This window comes from Streptomyces sp. NPDC031474 (assembly GCF_055581185.1).
Window position 1 is genome coordinate 128,717 of sequence record NZ_JBVIJX010000005.1, and the last position, 19,540, is coordinate 148,256.

The 19,540-nt window shown below is 71.1% G+C and carries 15 protein-coding genes; 7 read left to right on the plus strand and 8 right to left on the minus strand.

Annotation, left to right across the window (positions count from 1 at the left end):
* Positions 1-81: 81 nt before the first annotated feature.
* Both kbpA and afsK read left to right on the plus strand, forming a co-directional pair.
* Positions 82-837 (plus strand): AfsK-binding protein KbpA, encoded by a 756-nt coding sequence (kbpA, locus tag ACZ5SK_RS11285; RefSeq protein WP_334579070.1) that lies wholly within the window; start codon positions 82-84, stop codon positions 835-837.
* Positions 838-1,114: 277 nt separating this feature from the next.
* Positions 1,115-3,571 carry a protein serine/threonine kinase AfsK gene (gene afsK, locus ACZ5SK_RS11290; RefSeq protein ID WP_361702323.1) on the plus strand — a complete coding sequence of 819 codons (2,457 nt, stop codon included), beginning with the start codon at positions 1,115-1,117 and terminating at the stop codon, positions 3,569-3,571.
* Positions 3,572-3,813: 242 nt separating this feature from the next.
* On the opposite strand, the gene ACZ5SK_RS11295 is transcribed toward afsK, so the two are convergent.
* Genes ACZ5SK_RS11295 through ACZ5SK_RS11305 form a run of 3 tightly spaced genes read right to left on the minus strand, consistent with a single transcriptional unit; the run spans position 3,814 to position 6,204 of the window.
* The gene (locus ACZ5SK_RS11295) at positions 3,814-4,623 is read right to left on the minus strand and encodes an enoyl-CoA hydratase/isomerase family protein (RefSeq protein WP_361702325.1); all 810 of its coding nucleotides are present in this window, start codon (positions 4,621-4,623) and stop codon (positions 3,814-3,816) included.
* Entirely contained in the window at positions 4,620-5,036 is a 417-nt protein-coding gene (locus ACZ5SK_RS11300) for a Zn-ribbon domain-containing OB-fold protein (RefSeq protein ID WP_334579073.1), read from the minus strand. The genes ACZ5SK_RS11295 and ACZ5SK_RS11300 overlap by 4 nt, the downstream gene beginning before the upstream one ends.
* A gap of 19 nt (positions 5,037-5,055) precedes the next feature.
* Positions 5,056-6,204 carry a lipid-transfer protein gene (locus ACZ5SK_RS11305; protein WP_334579074.1) on the minus strand — a complete coding sequence of 383 codons (1,149 nt, stop codon included), beginning with the start codon at positions 6,202-6,204 and terminating at the stop codon, positions 5,056-5,058.
* A gap of 165 nt (positions 6,205-6,369) precedes the next feature.
* On the opposite strand from ACZ5SK_RS11305, the gene ACZ5SK_RS11310 reads away from it, so the two are divergent.
* Positions 6,370-8,007 carry a FadD3 family acyl-CoA ligase gene (locus ACZ5SK_RS11310; RefSeq protein WP_468416630.1) on the plus strand — a complete coding sequence of 546 codons (1,638 nt, stop codon included), beginning with the start codon at positions 6,370-6,372 and terminating at the stop codon, positions 8,005-8,007.
* Between the two features lie 100 nt (positions 8,008-8,107).
* Here the strand turns inward: ACZ5SK_RS11310 and ACZ5SK_RS11315 are convergent, their stop codons facing one another.
* Complete coding sequence (locus tag ACZ5SK_RS11315; RefSeq protein ID WP_334579076.1) at positions 8,108-8,305, minus strand: hypothetical protein; 198 nt, start codon at positions 8,303-8,305, stop codon at positions 8,108-8,110.
* A 206-nt stretch (positions 8,306-8,511) separates the two neighbouring features.
* Positions 8,512-11,499: an SARP-family global regulator AfsR gene (afsR, locus tag ACZ5SK_RS11320; protein ID WP_468156336.1), complete on the minus strand. Its 2,988-nt coding sequence runs from the start codon at positions 11,497-11,499 to the stop codon at positions 8,512-8,514.
* A 215-nt stretch (positions 11,500-11,714) separates the two neighbouring features.
* Here afsR and ACZ5SK_RS11325 point away from each other — a divergent pair, with 215 nt between their 5' ends.
* A complete protein-coding gene (locus ACZ5SK_RS11325) occupies positions 11,715-12,992 on the plus strand; it encodes an amidohydrolase family protein (RefSeq protein WP_334579078.1) in 1,278 nt (425 codons plus the stop codon).
* On the plus strand, positions 12,989-13,915 hold the full coding sequence (locus ACZ5SK_RS11330) for an LLM class F420-dependent oxidoreductase (protein ID WP_468575850.1): 927 nt from the start codon (positions 12,989-12,991) through the stop codon (positions 13,913-13,915). The genes ACZ5SK_RS11325 and ACZ5SK_RS11330 overlap by 4 nt, the downstream gene beginning before the upstream one ends.
* Before the next feature lie 49 nt (positions 13,916-13,964).
* On the opposite strand, the gene ACZ5SK_RS11335 is transcribed toward ACZ5SK_RS11330, so the two are convergent.
* Positions 13,965-14,213: a hypothetical protein gene (locus ACZ5SK_RS11335; protein WP_334579080.1), complete on the minus strand. Its 249-nt coding sequence runs from the start codon at positions 14,211-14,213 to the stop codon at positions 13,965-13,967.
* Positions 14,214-14,358: 145 nt separating this feature from the next.
* Positions 14,359-14,817, minus strand: coding sequence for a hypothetical protein (locus ACZ5SK_RS11340; RefSeq protein WP_468575852.1), 459 nt, complete (start codon positions 14,815-14,817; stop codon positions 14,359-14,361).
* 85 nt (positions 14,818-14,902) lie between these two features.
* Here ACZ5SK_RS11340 and ACZ5SK_RS11345 point away from each other — a divergent pair, with 85 nt between their 5' ends.
* A complete protein-coding gene (locus ACZ5SK_RS11345; protein WP_361702336.1) occupies positions 14,903-15,235 on the plus strand; it encodes a GntR family transcriptional regulator in 333 nt (110 codons plus the stop codon).
* 179 nt (positions 15,236-15,414) lie between these two features.
* Here ACZ5SK_RS11345 and ACZ5SK_RS11350 read toward each other — a convergent pair whose 3' ends face one another.
* Positions 15,415-16,617, minus strand: coding sequence for an IS110 family RNA-guided transposase (locus ACZ5SK_RS11350; RefSeq protein ID WP_361702338.1), 1,203 nt, complete (start codon positions 16,615-16,617; stop codon positions 15,415-15,417).
* 1,090 nt (positions 16,618-17,707) lie between these two features.
* Between ACZ5SK_RS11350 and ACZ5SK_RS11355 the strand changes: the two genes are divergently transcribed.
* Positions 17,708-19,486 (plus strand): trypsin-like serine peptidase, encoded by a 1,779-nt coding sequence (locus ACZ5SK_RS11355; protein ID WP_334579083.1) that lies wholly within the window; start codon positions 17,708-17,710, stop codon positions 19,484-19,486.
* Positions 19,487-19,540: the final 54 nt, after the last annotated feature.

A 19,540-nucleotide genomic window follows, 5' to 3' on the forward strand; every position in this document is an offset into this window, starting at 1 on the left:
GGGGTGCGCGGGGGTAAGGAGACGGGTGTGCCTGGTCGCGCCGGGTCTGCGCGCCGCGTGAACCGCCGTTAGTTTGGCTGTATGGCCGAAAACAGGGCATCGGTGTACGCGGCGGGACCCCCCGGGGGATTCCCGGAGGGCGTCCCCTGCTGGGTGGACGCCCAGCTCCCCGACGTGGACGCGGGCAGGCGGTTCTACGGTGAGCTCTTCGGGTGGACCTTCGAGGAGCGGCCGGAGGGCCAGGGCGGCTCCGTGTGGGCCCGGCTGGACGGTGAGCCCGTCGCCGCGCTCGCCCACAAGACGGACGGCCGCATGCCCACCGTCTGGACCGTGTACTTCGCGACCCCGGACGCGGAGTCGACCGCCCGGCGGATCCAGGCGTCCGGCGGGCAGGTGGTGATGGCCCCGCTGCCGGTCGACGGGCTCGGCACCGGCGCCCTCGCCGCCGACCCCGAGGGCGCCGTGTTCGGGCTCTGGCAGCCCGGCAGCCACCGCGGCTTCGGCGTGCGGCACCGGCCCGGCGCCTTCGCCTGGGCGCAGCTCTACGCCCGCGACACCGAGGCCGCCAACACTTTCTACGGGAACCTCTTCCACGCGGCCCTCTTCGGCCCCGGCGCCGCCCCCGACTTCGGCCGCGCCCCGGTCGGCGACGTCTTCCCCGAGGTGATGCCGCCGCACTTCCTCGTCCACTTCGGCGTCGAGGACTGCCAGGAGGCGCTCGGCGCGGTGAGCCGGCTCGGCGGACGGGTACAGGCGGGGCCGTTCACCGCCTCGTACGGCACGGTGGCCGTCGTCAGCGACAGCCAGGGGGCGTCGTTCGCACTGCTCCAGCGCTGAGCGCGCGCTCAGCAGCCCGCTCTCACCGGCCGCTCACCGCCCGGTCACCGGCCCCACGCCGTCCCCTGGTCGGCTCCTCACCGGCAGGTTTGTCCCTGGGTGAGTATTTTTTGCCCGGATATGAAATAAGACACCCCGATTGCCCCCGGGTTCGCAACCAGCCGCCCGGCCAGGAAGAATCGGGGTGCGTGCCGCCATGGCGGTGCGGTGGTGAGACGCTGCACGGGGCCGTGTACACAAGTGGGTGACGCGGCTCGTACGGGGAGGTGGCAGGCAAGTGGTGGATCAGCTGACGCAGCACGATCCTCGGCGGATCGGGCCGTTCGAGGTGCTGGGACGGCTGGGTGCCGGCGGCATGGGGCTGGTCTACCTGGCCCGCTCGGCCTCGGGCCGGCGCGTGGCGATCAAGACGGTCCGTACGGAACTCGCCGAGGACCAGCTCTTCCGGGTGCGCTTCACGCGCGAGGTGGAGGCGGCCCGGGCGGTCTCCGGCTTCTACACGGCCGCGGTCGTCGACGCCGATCCGCGCGCCGCCGTGCCGTGGCTGGCCACCGCGTACGTGCCCGCGCCCTCCCTCGAAGAGATAGTGAACGAGTGCGGGCCGATGCCGGCCCAGGCGGTGCGCTGGCTGGCCGCGGGCGTCGCGGAGGCCCTCCAGTCGATCCACGGCGCCGGGCTGGTCCACCGTGACCTGAAACCGTCCAACGTGCTCGTGGTCGAGGACGGCCCGCGCGTGATCGACTTCGGTATCGCCTCCGGTGTCTCGAACACACGTTTGACGATGACGAACGTCGCTGTCGGCACCCCCGCCTACATGTCCCCGGAGCAGGCGAAGGACTCGCGCAGCGTCACCGGCGCCAGCGACGTGTTCTCGCTCGGCTCGATGCTCGTCTTCGCCGCCACCGGCCATCCGCCCTTCCACGGCGCCAACCCGGTCGAGACCGTCTTCATGCTGCTGCGCGAGGGCCCGGACCTGGAGGGCCTCCCGGACGAGCTGCGGCCGCTCATCGAGTCCTGTATGCAGATGGAGGCCACGGCCCGCCCCAACCCCGCCGATCTCCAGGCCCAGCTCGCCCCCCACCTCTTCGGCTCCGGCTCCGACGACAGCGGTACGGCGTCGGCGTGGCTGCCCGAGAAGGCCGTCACCCTCATCGAGACGCGCCGCGGCGGCCGTCCGGCGCCGAAGCCGGCCCCCGCCGGCCCCCGCAGCGGCGGCGGAGCGGGCGGTGGCTTCGCGGGCGGCAACATCGGCGGAGGCGGCAACGGCGGCGGTGGCGGTGGCGGTGGCGTGGCCATGGGCCGCGGGCCCGCCGCGCAGGCCGTACCGCCCCCGCCGTCCCACGACCCCGTGGTCCTCTCCCGCCCGACGCAGCCGCCCGCGGCCGTCGTCGTCGGCGCCCCCGACACCGGGCCCGTCCGGCTGGCGGGCGCGGCCGTGCCGATCGGCCCCGGTCCGCGCGTCGCCGACGTCCGCGCCACGGCCGCCGTGAAGGCGCCGGTCGCCGAGCCCGGCCTGGTCGCGAACTGGTCCCGCCTCCACCCCGGCGTCAACGGCGCCGACACCGCCCTGCCCGCCGTCCAGAGCGCGCCCCCGGAGACCCCGGCGGGCTGGCGGCCCTGGCGGTTCCGCATGTCGAACGACGTGTGGGGCACGCCGTCGGTCGCCGGGGACCTCGTCTACGTCACCTCCTTCGAGGTGCACGCCCTGGACGTGGCCACCGGCCGGCGCCGCTTCAAGACGCGGGACGTCGCCTGGTCGATGGCGGTCGCGGACGGCCGCGTCCACGCCTCCGACGGCCCCACCCTGTTCGCCCTGGACGCCCGCGAGGGCGGCGACCTGTGGCGGCTGTCCACGGACGCCTGGGTGTACTCGCTCAAGGCCGACCGGGGCACGGTCGTCACCGGCACCCGCGGCGGCGGCGTCCAGGCCTGGGAGGCCTCGAACGGGCAGAAGCTCTGGGAGATCAGCGGCTGCCAGACCGACTTCGAGTCCCCCGAGGCCGGGCCGACGCTCCACGAGGGCACGGTCTTCGTCTGGCAGGACGCCCGGCTCAGAGCCCTCGACGCCCGTACGGGTGACGAACGCTGGTCGTACCCCATCGGCGACACCGCCTCCTGCGGCGGCGTCCCGGTCCGCGTCACCCCCGCCCCCGACGGCTACGTCTACCTCTCCGCCGGCACCCGCGTCCTCGCCGTCGACGTCGCGAGCGGCAGGGTGCGCTGGCACTTCGAGGCTCCGGCGGTGTTCCTGTCCGCGCCGACCTTCGTGCCCGGCCCGGCCGTCACCGGCGGCGGCGTCTACCTCGCCGACTACCTCGGCACGGTGTACGCCATCGACGCCACCGACGGCCGCGACCGCTGGCGCATCGCCACGGAGTCCCGCGCGTCCGTCGACCCCGTCCTCGTCGCCGCCGGCCATGTCCACGTCGGCAGCGGCAAGGGCCTGTACACCCTGGACGCCGTCACGGGCACGCCCAAGTGGCGGTTCCAGGCGGGCGGCGACATCGTGGGCGCCCCGGCGGTCGCGGAGGGCCGTATCCACTTCGGCTCCACGGACCACCTCCTCTACACCCTGAAGGCCGACGACGGCCGGCTGCGCTGGAAGCTGGCGACCGGCGGCGAGATCACCGGCTCCCCGGTGGTCCGCGACGGCGTCGTGTACGCGTGCAGCAAGGACCGCTGCGTGTACGCGCTGGACGCGGAGAAGGGCACGGGCACGGCCCGAACGGCGTAAACCACCGGTACCGGGACCTGTGCCGATGGCTTACGCCGGTCCGGGTACCGGGACGGCCGTCGTGCCGGGTGCACGGAAGGGGATCCAGACGGCGGCCGCCACCCCAGACGCTACGCCGGGGATGGAGCGGTCGCCAGGTCGACCTGTCCGCCCCGGGCGGCGCGACGAAGGTCGACCACTGCGACCCGGAGCCGTACGCGACCCGGAGCCGTACGCACCCGCCGGCTCCGGCTGACAGCCGCTCACCGCACCCGGAACCCGCCGCCCCGCCGCCCGGCGAACAGCTCCGCCTGCTGCTCGGTCGGCAGATTGCCCAGGGAGATGAGGTGCGGGGCCTGCGCGTAGGCCATCGCGCGGGCCGCCTCCTTCGCCGCCCACAGCGCCCGTACGGTGCCCTGGACGCCCGCCGGGGGATACCCGGCGACGACCGCGGCGCAGGCGACGGCGGCCTTCAACGCCCCGCCCGTGTCGGTGAGTTCGGAGACGAGTCCGACGTCGAAGGCACGCCGGGCGGAGATCCGCTCCGCCGTCCCCATGAGCATCATCCGGGCGACCTCCCCGTACGGCATCCGTTGCGCGAGGAGCACCGACTCGTACGCGCTGACCATGCCGTACGTGGTGTGCGGGTCGAAGAACACGGCGTCGGCGCCGGCGACGACGAACTCGCACTCCCCGAGCAGATAGAAGGCGCCCCCGCAGGCCATCCCCTCCACGGCGCCCACGACCGGCTTCCACAGGTCGTTCGCCTTGGGGCCGACGGTGAGCAGCGGATCGTCCTGCATGTAGGGGGAGGCGGGCTGCGGCACGACGGCGTCCCGGTCGAGCCCGCTGGAGAACGCCCGCCCGCCGGCGCCGGTGAGGACGACGGCCCGTACGGAGTCGTCGAAGCGCAACTCCCGCCAGATCTGGTGCAGTTCACGGACCGTGTCGAGGTCGATGGCGTTGAGCCGGGCCGGCCGGTCGAGGGTGACGACGGCCACCCCGGTGTCCTTGTCGATGTCGAGACGCACCTTCGCGGCCGCGTTCACGGCCGCACTCACTTCCGCACTCACGGCCGCTCCAGGACCCACTGGGGCAGGCCGTCACCGTCGAAGACGGCCTGGACCCGGGCGCCGATCCGGACGCGGCTGAGGGAGACGGAGTTCAGAGGCGCCCCCGGCCCGCTCACCAGGTTTCCCACCAGCCGTATCCGGGGCGCCTCGGCCAGTTCGACGAGGATCACGTTGTACGGGGCCTGCGCCGCGTAGTCGGGGAGGAGGGGCGGGTGCGGGACGACGTAGGACCAGATGCGGCCGCGGCCCGACACCGGCCGCCACTCGCTCGCGAAGGACTGGCAGTGCGGGCAGCAGGGGCGGGGCGGGAAGCGTGGTTCGCCGCAGTCGGCGCAGGCCTGGACGCGGAGTTCGCCCTGGGCGGCGTACCGCCAGAAGGGGGCGCCGTCGGCGTCGGGGACGGGGCTCAGCATGTTCGGCTCCCTCAGTTCCTCAGTTCCTCAGCAGGAGGGCGGATGTGGGGACGCCCTCGCCCGCGGTGACCAGGCAGGTGGCGGCGTCCGGGACCTGGGCGGTGCTGGTTCCGCGCAGTTGCTTCACGCCCTCGTTGATGAGGTTGAACCCGTGGACGTAGGCCTCGCTGAGCCCGCCGCCGCCGGTGTTGAGGGGCAGCCGTCCGCCGGTCTCCAGAGCTCCCTGCTCGGTGAAGGCGCCGCCCTCGCCCCGGCCGCAGAACCCGTAGCCCTCCAGCGAGAGGGGGACCAGGGGCGTGAAGGCGTCGTAGATCTGGGCGACGTCGACGTCCTGCGGGGTGAAGTCGGCGTGCTTCCACAGGTGTCGGGCGGCCGCCCAGGCGGGCCCGGTGAGGGGGTCGTCGTTCCAGTAGTTGACCATGCCGTGGTGCTGGGCGGGCAGGCCCTGGGCGGCCGAGTGGACGTACACGGGGGTGTGCCGGCAGTCCCGGGCCCGCTCGCTGCTGACGATCACGCAGGCCAACGCGCCGTCCGTCTCCAGGCAGTTGTCGTAGAGGCAGAGGGGCTCGCTGATCCACCGGGAGGTCATGTACATCTCGCGGGTGAGGGGACGGTCGTACATGATCGCCGCGGGGTTCTGGTTGGCGCGGTTGCGGCAGGCGAGGGCGACGTTGAAGAGGTGGTCGCGGGTCGCGCCGTACTCGTGCAGGTAGCGGCGGGCCAGCATGGCTATCTCGTCGACGGGCCGCAGGAGGCCGAAGGGGCGGGTCCACTGGGCCGGGGTGGCGAGCTGGACGGCCGTGTTGGTCCACGGGCGCGGCCCGCTGCCCCGCTTGCGCGAGCGCCACGCCACTCCCACCGTGGCCTGGCCGGAGGCAATGGCGGCGGCGAGGTGGGCGACGGTCGCGCAGGAGCCGCCGCCGCCGTATCCGACCTTGCTGAAGAAGGTCAGGTCGCCGAACCCGACGGCCTTCGCCAGCTCGACCTCGTCCGTCTCCTCCATGGTGTAGGAGGCGAGGGCGTCGACCTCGCCGGGGGCGATCCCGGCGTCGTCGAGGGCGGCGAGGACGGCACGGCAGGCGAGGGTGCGCTCGTCCTCGGGGAGGTGCTTGGCGAACGGCGTCTGTCCGATGCCGACGACGGCGGTGGCGTCCTTGAGCCCGGTCACTGCTGCACCTCCGCTGAGGGGACGGGTGAGCTGACAGGACGTCAGGTTACAGCTAATCTGACGGGTCGTCAGCTAGTGGAGTGGGGCGGGCGCGGGAGGCCGGTCGTGGGTCGAGAAGCCGTGGGTCGAGAAGCCGTTGGTGGAGAAGCCGTGGGTCGAGAAGCCGTGGGTGGAGAAGAAGGCGTAGACGTAGCGGGGGACGGGACTTGCGGCGAGTGGGACAGCATCGCGAGGCTGGTCCGGTCGGCGGCCGAGCGGTACCGGGACACCGAGGCGGTGGTGGACGGCCGTACCCGGATCTCCTACGGCGAACTCGGCGCGCGGGTCGAACGTGCCGCGGCGGCGTGCGTCGCGGGCGGGGTGCGGCCGGGGGACCGGGTCGGCATCTGGGCCCCGAACTCGCTGGAGTGGATGGTCGCGGCGCTGGGCGCGGTGTCGGCGGGGGCGGTGCTCGTCCCGCTGAACACGCGGTTCAAGGGGGCGGAGGCCGCGTATGTGCTGCGCAGGAGCGGGGCACGGCTGCTGTTCGTCACGGGCACGTTCCTCGGCACGTCGTACGTGGCGTCGCTGCGACGGGCGGCCGGGGAGGGGCCCGGACGGGGCCCGTTGCCCGGGCTGCCCGCGCTGGAGCAGGCGGTGGTCCTGTCCGAGGACGCGCCGGTCGGCTTCCGCACCTGGAAGGACTTCCTGGCGAGCGGGGACGGGGTGGGGGCGGCGCAGGTGCGGGCGCGGGCGGACGCGGTGCGGGGGGAGTGGCCGTCGGACATCGTCTACACCTCGGGCACCACGGGCCGCCCGAAGGGCGCGGTGATCACGCACGCGCAGACCCTGCGGGCGTACGGCATCTGGACCGAGCTGGCGGGGCTGCGGCACGGCGACCGTTATCTGATCGTCAATCCCTTCTTCCACACCTTCGGCTACAAGGCGGGCGTGATCGCCTGTCTGATGCGGGGCGCGACGATGATCCCGCAGCCGGTGTTCAACGTGGACGCGGTGCTCGCCAACGTGGCCTCGGAACGGGTGTCGGTGCTGCCCGGCCCGCCGACGCTGCACCAGTCCCTCCTGGACCATCCCTCCCGCGCCTCCTACGACCTGTCGGCGCTGCGGCTGGTCGTGACGGGCGCGGCGGTCGTCCCGCTGCGCCTGGTGGAGCGGCTGCGGGGCGAGCTCGGCGTGCGGACGGTCCTGACGGCGTACGGCCTCTCGGAGGCCAGCGGCATCGTCACGATGTGCCGCCGCGGCGACGAGCCGAGGGTGATCGCCTCGACGTCGGGCCGGGCGATCCCCGGGACGGAGGTGAAGGTCGTCGACGAGACGGGCGCCGCCCTCGCCCCGGGCGCGCCGGGTGAGGTCCTGGTCCGCGGCTTCAACGTCATGCGCGGCTACTACGAGGACGAGACGGCGACGGCGGAAGCCCTCACGCCGGACGGCTGGCTGCGCACGGGCGACGTCGGTGTCCTGGACGCCGCCGGCAACCTCCGCATCACCGACCGCCTCAAGGACATGTTCATCGTCGGCGGCTTCAACGCCTACCCGGCGGAGATAGAGCAACTCCTGGGCCTGCACCCGGACGTCGCCGACGTCGCCGTCATCGGCGTCCCCGACGCCCGGCTGGGCGAGGTCGGCAAGGCCTACGTGGTCCGCCGCCCGGGCGCGACCTCCACGTCCGACGACCTGATCGCCTGGTCCCGCCGCGAGATGGCCAACTACAAGGTCCCAAGGGCGGTGGAGTTCGTCCCCGAACTGCCGCGCAACGCGAGCGGGAAGGTGGTGAAGGGAGAGCTGCGGGGGCGGCCGGGCTGAGAGAAGCGGCCTGTGGACATGGGATCCGGCTCGGGACACGCCTCGGCCGCGGCGGCTCCCCCTCCGCGCCGCCGCGGCCGATCCCCGTCGTGATGAAGGTCTACTTGCCGCCGAGGTCCAGGGCGGGCGGGACCGGCGCGTGGTTCTCCAGCGTGACGATCTCGTCCCCGGCCGCCGGCTCGGACTTCTCGGTGTCGGGCTTCTTGAGGTCGTCGAGCGCCGGCAGGATCGGCGCGTGGTTCTCCATGGGCTTGATGTCCGCGGTGGCGTCCGTCGTCTGCTTCTCGGTGTTGCTCATGTGCAGGCTCCCCCTGGGAGTGGTGTTCAGGTGACTGAGAGACGCCCCTGTCCGGCGATTCCCCCGAGTATCGCCGGACAGAGGGCATATGCCGGAGCCCACCCCCCAGTGGGCCCGTGCGACCCGTCTGCCCCCCGACGCGACGGACCGATGAGTCGACCTTGGCAGAGCGTCATAAACGTTCGATGAACGCCGCGGGCCGGGGCTCATGACGCGTCCAGGGGCGTCAGCAGCCGACGTACCTCGGCGGCCTCGGGCACTCCCGACCGCTCCAGCAGGAGCAGGGCCTCCTGCCAGCAGGCTCGTGCCCGGTCCGACTGGCCGAGTGCGTGCAGGCTCCTGCCCAAGGCCGTCAGCACACTGCCCCGGATGAGGTCACCGCCGATGAACCCGATCGCCAGTGCCTGTTCGGCGTGCTGGGCCGCCTGCGCGGGGCGGCGGTCGGCCAGGTGCAGCTGGGCGATGCGGAAGTGCGTCGTCCCCTCCCACAGGCGCTGCCGGTTGCTGCCGAACATCTCCAGCGCGTCGGACAGTTGCACCAGCCCCTCGGCCAGCCTGCCGGCCCGGATCAGCGCGACGCCGAGAGCGTAGCGGCCGTTCGCGAGCCGCAGGGTCAGTCCGAGCTGCTGGAAGATCTCGACGCCCTGCTGGGCCAGGGTGACCGCGTCGGGCGGGCGGTTCATGCGCTCGTAGAGCCGTGACAGGTTGCACAGCGCACTGGCCTCGCCGGGCCGGTTCCCGTCCGCCCGATAGCCGTCCCTGGCGGTGGTGAGGAACGCTTCGGCCTCTTCGTAGCGGCCCTGGCTGAGCGCGATGATCCCCCGGTCGGTCGCCGCCCAGCTGATCGGGGTCGCGTCGTCCGTCATGGTGGCGAGTTCGATGGCGCGCCGGGCCTCCTCGTCGGCCTCGGCGTAGCGTCCGGCGGCCAGGTGGACGTTGGAGAGCGCGGTGCGGGCGCGGCTCTCCGCACGGACGTCGCCGACGTCCTGCGCGGCGTCCCGCAGAACCATCGCCGCCGTCTCGTACTGCTTCGCGTTGGCGCCCGACTCGGCCAGGTCCTTCGCCGCCCACAGCAGGTCGACGGCCCGGCGCAGCCCGCCGCCCGTGGTCTGCTGCCGCGCGCAGGCCAGCAGGCACTGAGCCTCCAGGAAGAGCCAGTCCAGGGCCGCCGTCCGGTCCGTGAACGTCAGACCGGTGTACGAGGTGGGCTCCAGGTGCGTGACCGTCCGGTCCCCGGGCCGTTCGATGGCGTAGACCCCTGCGGCCGTCGCCAGATAGAAGTCCAGCAACCGCGACAGCGCCGCCTCCCGTTCGCTCGCCGGATGCTCGTCGCGTTCCGCGCATGCACGCGCGTAGAGGCGGACGAGGTCGTGGAAGCGGTAGCGGCCGGGGGCCGCCGATTCCAGCAGGGAGGTGTCCACCAGGGACTCCAGGAGGTCTTCGGTGTCCTCCGGTGACAGGTTCAGGACCGCTGCCGCCGCGCGGAGCGACATGTCCGGGCCGTCGGCCAGGCCGAGGAGGCGGAACGCGCGGGCCTGGGCCGGCTCCAACTGGCCGTAGCCCAGTTCGAAGGTGGCCTTCACGGCGAGGTCGCCGGCCTGGAGTTCGTCCAGGCGGCGGCGCTCGTCCGCGAGCTTCGCCGCCAGCACGGACACCGTCCAGGTGCGGCGGGCCGCGAGCCGGGACGCCGCGATGCGGATCGCCAGCGGCAGGAAGCCGCAGGCCGCGACCACGTCCAGGGCCGCCTTCCGTTCCGAGGCCACCCGCTCCTCGCCCACGATCTTCGTGAACAGGGCCAGCGCCTCGTCGGGCGACATGACGTCCAGGTCGACGAGGTGCGCGCCCGCCAGGTCCACCATCCGCACCCGCGCGGTGACCAGCGCCGCGCACCCCTCGGTGCCCGGCAGCAGCGGACGTACCTGCGCCGCGTCCTTGGCGTTGTCCAGCAGGACCAGCACCCGGCGCCCGTCCAGCACCGACCGGTACAGCGCCGCCCGTTCCTCCAGGGAGTCCGGGATCGCCGAGTCGGCCGTGCCGAGCGCCCGCAGGAACGAGCCCAGTACCGTCTCCGGTTCGGCGGACCGGGCCCCCGCGCCCTGAAGGTCGACGTACAACTGGCCGTCGGGGAAGGCGGACCGGGCCTGGTGGGCCACGTGCACGGCGAGGGTCGTCTTGCCCACGCCCCCGATCCCGGCCAGCGCCGACACTGCCATGACGCGGCCCGTCCCGCCGCCGCCCTCCGGACCGGACGCCGCCGACAGCACCGCGCTCAGTTCCCGCACGAACGACGACCGCCCCGTGAAGTCGGGTACCGTCGCCGGGAGTTGGGCCGGGCGGACCCGTACCACCGCGGGTTCCGCCGCCGGGACCGACGGCCCCGCGAGTTCCGGGTCGGCCTGGAGGATACGGCGCTGCAACTCCCGCAGCCCCGCGCGCGGGTCCACGCCCAGCTCCTCCGCCAGCATCCGCCGTGTGTCCGCGTACACGGCGAGGGCCTCCGCCTGCCGGCCGCTGCGGTACAGGGCCAGCATCAGCAGCTCGCGCAGCCGCTCACGCAGCGGGTACGCGGCCGTCAGCGCCGTGAGTTCGGAGACCGCCTCGGCGTGGCAGCCCTGCTCCAGGTCCATGTCCAGCCGGGACTCCAGCAGCCCCAGCCGCCACTCCTCCAGCCGGACGCGCTGCGCCTCCGCGTACGGGCCGGGGACGCCGGCCAGCGCCTCCCCGTCCCAGAGGCCGAGCGCGCGGTTCAGCACGTCACGGGCCTGGGTCAGGTCCCCGGCCGCCTTGGCCTTCTCGGCCTCCGCCGCCCACTCCTGCGCCACCGCGAGATCCAGGGCGCCCTCGCCGAGCCCGCGCACCGCGTACCCGCCGGACTCGCTCACCAGGACGCCCGGGTCCAGCACCTTCCGCAGCCGCGAGGCGTACGTCCGCACCGCCGCCAGCGCCTGCGAGGGCGGTTCCTCGCCCCACAGGGCGTCGATCAGCTCGGCGGCCGTGGCCGTCCTGCCCTCGCGCAGCAACAGGGCGGCCAGCAGGGCGCGTTGCTGGGGGGAGCCGGTGGCCAGCCGCTCGTCCCCGCGCCGTGCGCGCACGGGGCCGAGCACGGCGAAGCGCAGCGTCGCCGGCTCCCCGGGGGAGGCGGGGCGCCACTGCTCCGGCACACGCGGGCCGCCGTGTCCTACCCGGTCGTCCATCAGGGCTCCCTTTAGGCATCCGAATTACCTGTTCATTTTGCCCTGTCCATGCCGGAAGCGTCAGCTTCCCGTCGTGGTATCCGGGAGGTGCGCAGGAGTCCACACATCCCTCACATCTCGTGTGCACACATCCCCGCAGAGTCGATCAAGTCCGGCTCGCGCCCGGCGTGAACGCGATAGCTGACGATCCGTCAGATCAGCGCTACCGTGCCCCCATGGAGACCACACCGAGGACCACACCGAGGACCACATCGCCTGCGACGCCCCCGACGCCCCTCCCGCTGATCATCTCCGTCGACGACCACACCGTGGAGCCGTCCACCGTCTGGCAGGACCGGCTGCCGAAGAAGTACCTCGACACCGCGCCCCGCGTCGTCCGCGCCCCGCTGAAGGAGATGACCTTCCTCGGCGGCCGCTTCAAGCCCGTCATGGGCGAGCCCGGCGACGACGGCCCCCTCGGCGACTGGTGGATCTACGAGGACCTGCAACGCCCCCTCACCCGCCTCGACACCGCCGTCGGCTTCAGCCGGGACGAGATCAAGCTGGAGGTCATCACCTACGAGCAGATGCGCCCCGGGTCGTACGACGTGCCGTCCCGGCTCGCCGACATGGACGTCAACCACGTCCAGTCCGCCGTCTGCTTCCCCACCTTCCCGCGCTTTTGCGGCCAGACCTTCACCGAGGCCGCCGACCACGAGCTGGGCCTGCTCTGCGTGCGCGCCTACAACGACTGGACGGTGGAGGAGTGGTGCGGCCCGGACGCCCACGGCCGGCTGATCCCGCTCACCCTCATCCCCCTCTGGGACGCCGAGCTGGCGGCGCAGGAGGTCCGGCGCAACGCCGCCCGCGGGGTGCGTGCCGTCGCCTTCTCCGAGATACCCCCGCACCTCGGCCTGCCGTCCGTCCACACCGACTACTGGGACCCCTTCCTCGCCGCCTGCGACGAGACCGGCACGGTCGTGGCCATGCACATCGGCTCCTCCAGCCGCATGCCCTCCACCTCCGCCGACGCCCCGCCCGCCGTCGGCTCCACCATCACCTTCGCCAACTGCTGCTTCTCGATGGTCGACTGGCTGATGAGCGGCAAGTTCGAACGCTTCCCCAACCTGAAGGTGATGTACGCGGAGGGCCAGATCGGCTGGATCCCGTACATCCTGGAGCGCGCCGACGTGGTGTGGGAGGAGAACCGCGGGTGGGGCGGGGTCGCGGACAAGGTCCACCGGCCGCCGTCGGAGCTGTTCGCCGACCACGTCTACGGCTGCTTCTTCGACGACGCCTTCGGCCTGCGCAACCTCGACTCCATCGGCCTCGGGAACGTCCTCTACGAGACCGACTACCCGCACTCCGACTCCACCTGGCCGAAGTCGAGGGAGGTCGGCGAGGCGCAGATGGGGCATCTGGCCCCGGACGTCGTGGAGCGGATCGTCCGCGGCAACGCGATCGACCTGCTGGGGCTGACGAAGGACGGCCTCTGGGCCGGCGGCACGCGGTGAGCAGGCCCCTCGCCTACGGCATCCAGCTTCCCGTCCAGTCCCAGTCGACGATCTACGCCGAATCCTGGGAGGCCGGCGCCGGCCCCGGCGATCTCGTGGCCATAGCCCGCGCCGCCGACGGGGCCGGCTTCGCCTACGTCGCCGCCTGCGACCATGTGGCGATCCCGCGCCGGCTGGCCGAGGCCATGAGCACCGTCTGGTACGACCCCGTGGCCACCCTCGCCCACCTCACGGCCGTCACCGAACGCGTCCGCCTGCTCAGCCATGTCGCCGTCGTCGGCCTGCGGCACCCGCTGCTGACCGCCAAGCAGTACGCCACCCTCGACCACCTCAGCGGCGGCCGGCTGATCCTCGGGGTCGGCGCCGGGCACGTACGGGAGGAGTTCGAGGTGCTGGGGGCGGACTTCGAGCGGCGCGGGGCCGTCCTCGACGAGACGATCGACGCCCTGCGCGCCGCGCTCGGGCCGGACGAGTTCCCGGCCCACCACGGGAAGCTCTACGACTTCGAGGGCCTCGGGCAGCGGCCCCGGCCCGCACAGGCGCGGGTGCCGCTGTGGGTCGGCGGCTCCTCCCCGGCGGCCGTGCGCCGGGCCGCCCTCAAGGGCGACGGCTGGCTGCCCCAGGGCGACCCGAGGGACCGGCTGCCCGCGCAGATCGAGAAGCTACGGCGCCTGCGCGAGGACGCCGGCATCGCCGCGCCCCTCACCATCGGCGCCATCACCGAGCCCCTGTACGTGGGGACGCCCGCCTGGGACGTCGGCCGCCGCACCCTCACCGGTCCGCCGGAGGCGCTCGCCGAGTCCCTGCGCGCCTACTCCGCGATGGGCGTGGACCAGATCCAGGTCCGGTTCCGCTGCCGAAGCCGTGCCGAACTGACCGACCAGATAACCGAGTTCGGGGCGGAGGCCGGGCCACTGCTGTAGAGCCGCCCAGTCCTGTGTACGGGACGGGCGGCCCTCCCTCATACGGCTGCTACCGGGGAGCGGGGTCCGGGCCGGTCCGGCAGCGGGGACAGCGGCATGGGGGCCACTCGTGAACATTCGGCAGCCGCTCGCGGTCATGCCTGCTCGTGACCGTGCGCTCCCGTACCTGGCCGTCGGGTTCGTCGCTGTCGCGGCTGACCCGGTAGGTGCGGATGGTCAGCCGGGACACCTCGCCCTCCGGGTACCGCCCGGCCATCACCGTGCCCCGCAGCTCGCGCCCGGCGCGTGGCAGGAGCACGGGCAGCGGGACATCAGCAACAGACCTCTGCCACCTGGCAGCGGTACGTCGGACGTCTGGCGACAGCGCCCGTGAAGATCCTCATAACTGGGCCGCCCGGCGACCGCGCACTCGGCAGACAGCGCCGCCTCCGTCTCCGGTGGCCTCAACACGCCACCGCCTGCTCGGCACCAATGGCATGCTGGCCGAGGCCGAGGCCGAGGCCGAGGCCGAGGCCGAGATCGATACCGAGGCCGATGCCGAAGTCGGCGGCGAGGACGGGCGCTGTCCGCCGCCGCGGCTGCCGGGCGCGCTCCTGCTCTACGGCGACGAGGTAGGGACGGACCAGCGGGGACTCGGCTCCGTCGAGTGGAGTGTCGTCCAGGCTGTACGGGGAGCGAGGGGCCGGAAGCCAGGCCCGGTTGGCGCGAAGTTGCGCCGCTCCCAGCGTTGCAGCCGACGCGGCGCGGGGGTGAGCGGCACGCCGCTTCCCCGTGCCAGGGACGAGTACGCCCAGAACCCATCGCAGCAACGCGTGGATAATGCTCACCGTCATCAACTCCTTGCAGTTGGTGGCCACGCCCCCGGACGGGTCGCATCCGTCGCGGGGGTCTTCTCGTGTCATGACCGACATTAAGGCAACCTGGTCATGGCATGCCATGCCATGACACAAATGAGTGTAGATTTCCCTGGCCGCTTACGGTCAACCCATGGTGGACATCCCAGCGGGCTACGGCCCGGACGAGGAACTGGACCCGGACGCGGCTGACCCGCTGTACCTGCAACTCGCCGCAGTCCTGATCTCCCGCATCGAGAACGGCGTGTACCCACTGGGGAGGGCGGTGCCCGGGGTGGACCGGCTGATGCAGGAGTTCGGGATCGCCCGTGGGACAGCCCGCAAGACGCTTGTTCTGCTGGCTGAGATGGGTTACGTGCGTACGGTCGTCGGAAAGGGGTCGTTCGTCATCGAGCGAGAGTCCGCCGATGCGCACGAAGGCCACGGGTCGGGTTCGACTGACGAGTCCGAGAGCCATGGAGCATGACGATTGACCGGGAAGGGCCAGTCCCGTCATACCGGCACATCGCCGGGATCCTGCGCGCCCGTATCGAGGACGGGAGCATCCCGCCCGGCCGACACATCCCCAGCCTTGTCGACCTCGAAGCCGGGTACTGGCCCGCGGCACCTTGCCCTTCCCTGGGGGGGGTGCCCCTATGGGTTTCGTCAACCCGTGGGGGCTGGTTGGGGGTCGTAGAAGGTGCCGTCGCGGAGCATCGCGAAGAGCACGTCGGCTCGTCGTCTGGCGAGGCAGAGGAGGGCTTGGGTGTGGTGCTTTCCTTGCGCGATCTTCTTGTCGTAGTAGGCGCGGGAGACCGGGTCGGCCAGGGCAGCGAATGCGGACAGGAAGAAGGCCCGTTTGAGCTGCTTGTTTCCCCGGCGGGAGGGCTGTTCGCCGCGGATGGACGAGCCCGAACTGCGGGTCGCCGGGGCGAGGCCCGCGTAAGCGGCAAGGTGGGCGGCGGACGGGAAACTGCTGCCGTCGCCGACGTCGATGAGGATCCTGGCTCCGGTCCTGACCCCGATCCCGGGCATGGAGGTCAGGACCTTGGAAAGAGGGTGGGCCTCCAGCAGTTCCTCGATCCGGGCGGCGAGGAGTTTGCGCTGGTCGAGTATGGATTTCAGTTGGCTGGCGAGGCTGGGGACGATGAGCGCGGCCGCGTCGGTGCCGGGAACCACGACGGTCTGTTCGTCGAGCGCGGTGAAGACGTCGTTGACCAGGCGTTCGGCCATCCGCGGGGCTTTGGCCCGTATCAGATTGACCAGCCTGCGGCGTCCGGCCTTCCTTAACTGGGCGGGAGAGCCGAACTGGTCGAGCATCAGCAGCACGGCCGGGTGCTGGATGCGCGGGCCCAGGACCCGCTCCAGCGAGGGGTGGATCTGGGTGAGCAGGCCGCGAAGCCGGTTGCTGATGCGGGTCGCCTCGCCGGCGAGGTCGTCGTCGAAGCCCACGATCATCTCCAGCTCGGCGACGGTCTCGTCTTCCAGCTCGAGGGCGCGGAGTGTGTGCGGCATGGCGCGGGCGGCGTCCGCGATGATGAACGCGTCGCGGGCGTCGGTCTTGGCCTCGCCGGGGTAGAGATCGGCGATCCGCCGCATGGTCAGGCCCGGCAGATAGGCCACCTGGCAGCCCGCGTCCCGGGCGACGGTCAGGGGCAGGGCGCCGATGGAGGCGGGCTGGTCGACGACCACGAGCACGGTGCCGTGTTTGGCCTGCAACTTCTCGAAGAGTTCCCGCAGCTTCGGTTCGCTGTTGGGCAGCCGCTTGTCGAAGGCTTTCTTCCCTGCCGGGGTGACGGCGGTGGCGTGGTGTTCGCCCTTGCCGACGTCCAGGCCGAGGAAGGCGCCGATGTCACTGGTGTCGATCATGTGCGTCCTCCGGTCGAGCGTCCCGGCCTCACCTGCGGCAACCAGCTGCCGGCATCCACATTACGAAGAGCCTCCCAAGTCCCCTGCGGGAACTGGTGATCATGCCCCTAATCAGCGGTCTGCCAGTGCCTCCGGAACCGGTGACACCACCCCCCAGATCATGGTCAACAGGGGGGAGCAGTCATGCCGGGCCCGGAGGCCGGGAACCCCATTGCGGGGCCGATCAAGAAGGTAATGGGGGGGGAGCCATGGTCGAAGTTCCTCCCGTGAGAACTATCTGATCCTCTGCCACCATCCCCCGCATCCGGGGTGAACCTCAGTGGTGAAATCCCGGTCTCGGCTGACCGCTGTTGATGGTGTCTCTACCAGTTCGTCACCTCGGCGCTCGGTCTGGGCTGCATGGAGAGCCCGGCATCGCTTCTCGTCGTCGGGTCAGGAGGAACGAGAGGACCGCGTGGCCCGTCGGCGAACACCGATGACACTCGCAGCGGCCAGTGCGGTGGCCCCGGCGCCCAATGCGGCTCCCTGCCACACTCCCCAGCCGTCGGTTTGCGGTTTACCGGAGGCCTCCACTGTGAGCTCGCTCCAAACAACCGTGGGATCGTAGTTGCAGACGCGGTCTCGGTCTGCCTCGTTCATGCACCGAGCGCCCTGGTAGGTCAGGGTGAACTTCACCTTGTACGTCCCTGGTTCGACATCCGCAAGAACGCGTCCCGAACCGACCCACGCGGTGCCCGTGTCTCCCAGGGAGCTTCCTTTGTCGAGAGCGGGGCTGGACATATCCACCCCCGTCGGATGTGGATTACCAGGCTCCTCTTTGACGGTGATCCCGACATTCTGGCCCGGGCCAGCCGGGCCCGTGATCGAGGCGTATCCCTTGTTTGGCAGTGGCACTTGGTCCGCGTGCGCAATGGCTGGCGTGCCGACCAACAGAGCAATCAAGCCAGTTGTCAGCACACATTGGCCGACACTCCGACACCTAGTCATTAAATTCTTCCCCCTCTTGCGGGTCATCCTGTAATCATGGCGCATCCGGGGGGATCACGCTACACACAGTGATCTGCCTCTCCTTTGACCATGGAGAAGCAACTTGAAGACAAAAAGAACGCTCGCCGTTCTCTTAGGGTTACTGGCGCTCACCGTGCTGCCGCAGACGCCAGCACAAGCGGAATCCATACCGCCGCCAACTCCAGTGCCAGCAGCCGGCGACAATGACGCCCGAGGTTTCACGCCTGCCGACGCGGACGCCTACTGGACACCCGAGCGCATGCGTGCCGCGCAGCCTGTTATGGGCGGAAAGTCCGCAGATGGTGCCACCCCACACGGCATGGTCGCCTCATCCAGCAAACCTTTTGAAGGCATACCCGTCGTCGGCACCTTCTTCTTCAACGACGGAACCAATACCGGTCGCTTCTGCGGAGGGACAGTCGTCAACAGTCCCGGCAAGAACCTTGTCATGAGCGCCGGACACTGCTTCGACGACCAGGACGCGCGAAAAAACCTCACTTTCGTCCCCAAGTACAACGACGGGAAAAAACCCTTCGGATCATTCACCGTCAAGCCCGGCCGCATCTACGTCGACAAGCGGTACCTTGCCAAAGGGCCCGACGCCGCAGCCGACCTGGACTTCAACTTCCTGCAGCTCGAACCCCGCGGTGGCGTGAACATACAGGACGCTGTCGGCGGTGCCGACCTCCTAATCGACGCAGGCTATGAACACAATCCCGTCCGCCTCATCGGCTACCCCAACGCTCAGAATGGGCCACTGGACTGCACGGACAAGACCGTGCGCTACAACAGCTCAGACCCCAAGATCCCTGGAAGCTTCCTGCGCATCGAGTGCAAGGCGTACTCGGGGGGCGCGTCCGGCGGGCCGTTCCTCGTCAAGAAGGGGGCGGGGTGGGGAATCGTCGGCGTGATCGGCGGCTGGCACACCGGCGGTGACGTCGATGACATCTCCTACAGCTCCTACCTCGACGCCGACGCCCAGAAGCTGTACGACGACGCCGTCAACAACAGGCCGCCGGCCGGCCGCGGAATCCTCGGCCAGGCAGAAACCTGGAAGCATGCCGAAGTGCTGGCAGGTGGCTACTTCACCGACGGCAACCCCGGGGACGACGACTACTCTGACCTGGTCGTGCGCTGGTCCGACGGCGAGCTCACCCTGTACCGCGGTGCCGGCGAGGACGAGGACAACTTCGACAAGGAAATCAGACTCGCCGCCAAGGACAGCACCTGGAAGCACGCGGAAACCATCGCAGCAGGAGACTTTACGGGTGCCGACACGGACGACCTCCTCGTCCGTTGGGTCGACGGGGAACTGACCCTCTACCCCGACGTCGACGAGCAGGGATTCCACGGCGAATACCAGCTCCAGAAGCCCAACGCGCTGTGGAAAAACGCCGTGTCCATCTCCGCGGGCCGCTACACCAGCGGCAGTAAATGGACCGACGACCTCCTAGTGCGCTGGATCGACGGCGAAGTATCTCTCTACACCGATGTAAACCGTGACGGATTCCACGGCGAGAAGAAACTCGCCGCTGGTGACAGCGTCTGGAAGTATGCCACCAGCATCGCCGCCGGCGATTTCACCGGAAACGACCAGTGGGACCTGATGGTCCGTTGGAAAGACGGCGAACTCACCGTCTACAAGGACATTGACCAGACCGGCCTCCACGGCGAAATCCAGATAAAAGAGCCCAACGACCTGTGGACCCACGCTACGGTCCTCGCCGCCGGTGACTACACCGACAACGACTATCCAGACGACTTCATCGTCCGCTGGACCGACGGCGAACTATCCCTCTACCCCGACGCCGATGAAACCGGCCTCAACCGAGAAATCACACTCGTCTACCCGCCAGCCTGACCACGAGATCGGGAAGGCAATCTCTACCACGCGGCGCGTAGGGCCCCGCACGGG